Below are 2,505 nucleotides of genomic sequence, written 5' to 3' on the forward strand. Positions count from 1 at the left end.
CCTCCTTGGTATGGTGAGAGATGTGGTTGACACCCCTGTATCATACCAAGAGGGCTTTTTTTGATCAAGTCCCCGGAAAAGCTCCTAACGGGAATGCTCCTTTTCCCCCTTGGCTATTGCTGGGCAGCTGTCTTCGGCTGATACACGGGATCGAGCTGTTCCGGATAGCCATAAGAGCCGTGCTCGCTAATATCAAGACCTGAAATTTCTTGTTCCGCCGTCACACGCAGTCCGATCGTTTTCTTCATGGCATATAAGATGATAAACGAAACGGCAGCGACATACACCGCAGCGCCGAGCACCCCGACCGTTTGCACAATCAGCTGATCAAATCCGCCGCCGTAAAACAGTCCGGCCTTCCCGATGCCCGTGATCTCGACTAAACGCGGCGAAGCGAAAAACCCAGTTGAAATCGTGCCGATAATGCCGGCAATGCCGTGGACGGAAAAGGCGTAAATTGGATCATCAATCCCTTTGCGTTCGAAGTAGATGGACGTCCAGAACGTGAACGATCCCGCCACTGCACCGATGATGACCGCCGCCCACGGTTCAACGAACGCGCACGCCGCTGTAATGGCAACCAATGCCGCCAACACACCGTTGACCATCGCCGGAATGTCCGCTTTGCCGACCAAAATTTTCGCCGTCAAGATCGCAGCAACCGCCCCCGCCGCAGCAGCCAAGTTCGTCGTCAAGGCCACATAGCCGAAAAATCCGTCGCCAACCGCCATCGTGCTGCCCGCGTTAAAGCCGAACCAGCCGATCCATAAAATCAATCCGCCAATGACTGTATACACTTGGTTATGCCCCGGAATGACGTTTGGCGTCTTGTCTTTATTGAACTTGCCGATGCGCGGGCCAAGCAAGACCGTGGCGATGAGCGCCGCAATCGCGCCTTGCAAGTGGACAACGGTTGAACCAGCGAAATCTTGCATCCCGAGTTGCCCGAGCCAGCCGCCGCCCCACACCCAATGGCCGATCACCGGGTAAATGGCGATCGTAAAAATCGTGCCAAAAAGAAAATAAACAGACAGCTTCGCCCGCTCAGCGAAGCCGCCCCAAGCGATGGCCAGCGACACGCCGGCAAAGCCGAGCTGGAATAAAAATTTGAGCTCGAGCGGCACATTCGCCCACGACAACGAGTCAAACGTTCCTTTTCCTTCTTTTAAAAACCATCCTTCCGTCCCGATGAAGCTATTCCCAGCCCCAAACGCAATCGCAAAGCCGAACGCCCAAAACGCCAATGAGGCGATAGCAAAGCTTAAAATTTGTTTGCCAGCCACATGCCCGGAGTTTTTCATGCGCGTTGATCCGGCCTCAAGCAAAGCAAACCCTGCCTGCATGCCGATGACGAGCACCGCCGAAAGCATGACCCAGAGGGCATCCAGCCCAAGCGTCAACGTTTTTTCATCCATTTTACGCATCCCCCTTTTGTCATTTATCATCCCTTTTATATGTAATAATATATAACACAAACCAACCAAAAGCAACGTGTGTTTTTGGTTGCAATCGGTTTCGAACACAAAAAGTTTGTTAAATTTCTTAACAAAAAAGAATGCCTCTCATCACGAGGGGCATTCCTCACAGTGTTACGCCACACGAATGGGCTTGCCAAACGGCACGCGCGGCATATAATCGTCCGGCACAAGCCAAAACACTTCATAGTCGACTTCGAGTTCTTCATAAAAATAGCCGGTTACATCGGTGATGTAAAACAACGTATCGATTTTTTGCGCAGCGGCCCATTCCAGCACTTCGGTGTACGACGATTTCCCGTGCTTGAAATATTTAATCGTCGCCACGCCAACCGGAGAGACATCGCGAATTTTAAAATCCGCTTGGACGAGCAGCGTGTCCGGGCGCAGCTTTTCAAACAGCTTCACAATGTTTTGAATGAGCATTGGCCGCTCCGGACGGTTTGATGTGTCGATCGCCAACGCGATGGAATGGTCTTTCCGCTCTTTGAGCAACGCCAATAAAGCCCGCTGCCATCTCACGATGATCATCCCCCTTATATCGGTGAATCGCCGTGCGCACTACTAGTATAGACGACGATGGGGGAAAGTACGAACTGTTTTTCTTTCCTTTTGCCCTTTCATTTCTCACCGATGGACAGCCTTAGCCATCAGCGGAAACGCCAAGGAGCGAATCCTTGGCGTTTCGGCTTTTACTCCGGCGTGGACAGGGGAATGTCTGGCGCGTTTTCTTGCTCGGCCGCCGCCTCGATCGTCCCTTCCGCGTAGACGTCGCTTACTTGTTCATGCGTCTCGGCCAACCCGGCGCCGAGAGCCGCGGCTGACTTGTAATCAGACGGATCATACTGGCGCCCGGCCACCTCAAGCGATTGTTTGTTCTCTTCCATTCGCTTTCCTCCCTGTTTACATCGTTCATTATATTAATGTGAAACAGGGATGAAAAATAAAAAGAGCATTCCCGTTAGGAGCTTTTCCGGGGACTTGATCAAAAAAAGCCCTCTTGGTATGATGCAGGGGTGTCAACCACATC

General features: G+C 52.1%; 3 protein-coding genes. All 3 read right to left on the minus strand.

Annotation, left to right across the window (positions count from 1 at the left end; all coding sequences use genetic code 11):
- Positions 1 to 113: 113 nt before the first annotated feature.
- Positions 114 to 1,415, minus strand: coding sequence for an ammonium transporter (locus tag IKE44_RS09655; protein WP_049625274.1), 1,302 nt, complete (start codon positions 1,413 to 1,415; stop codon positions 114 to 116).
- A 174-nt stretch (positions 1,416 to 1,589) separates the two neighbouring features.
- Positions 1,590 to 1,997, minus strand: a complete 408-nt coding sequence (locus IKE44_RS09660) for a VWA-like domain-containing protein (protein ID WP_014195627.1) — start codon at positions 1,995 to 1,997, stop codon at positions 1,590 to 1,592.
- Positions 1,998 to 2,167: 170 nt separating this feature from the next.
- Entirely contained in the window at positions 2,168 to 2,362 is a 195-nt protein-coding gene (locus IKE44_RS09665; RefSeq protein ID WP_049625273.1) for a YozQ family protein, read from the minus strand.
- Positions 2,363 to 2,505: the final 143 nt, after the last annotated feature.

The sequence above is a fragment of the Geobacillus sp. genome (assembly GCF_017515625.1).
GTDB classification, from domain to species: Bacteria; Bacillota; Bacilli; order Bacillales; family Anoxybacillaceae; genus Geobacillus; species Geobacillus stearothermophilus.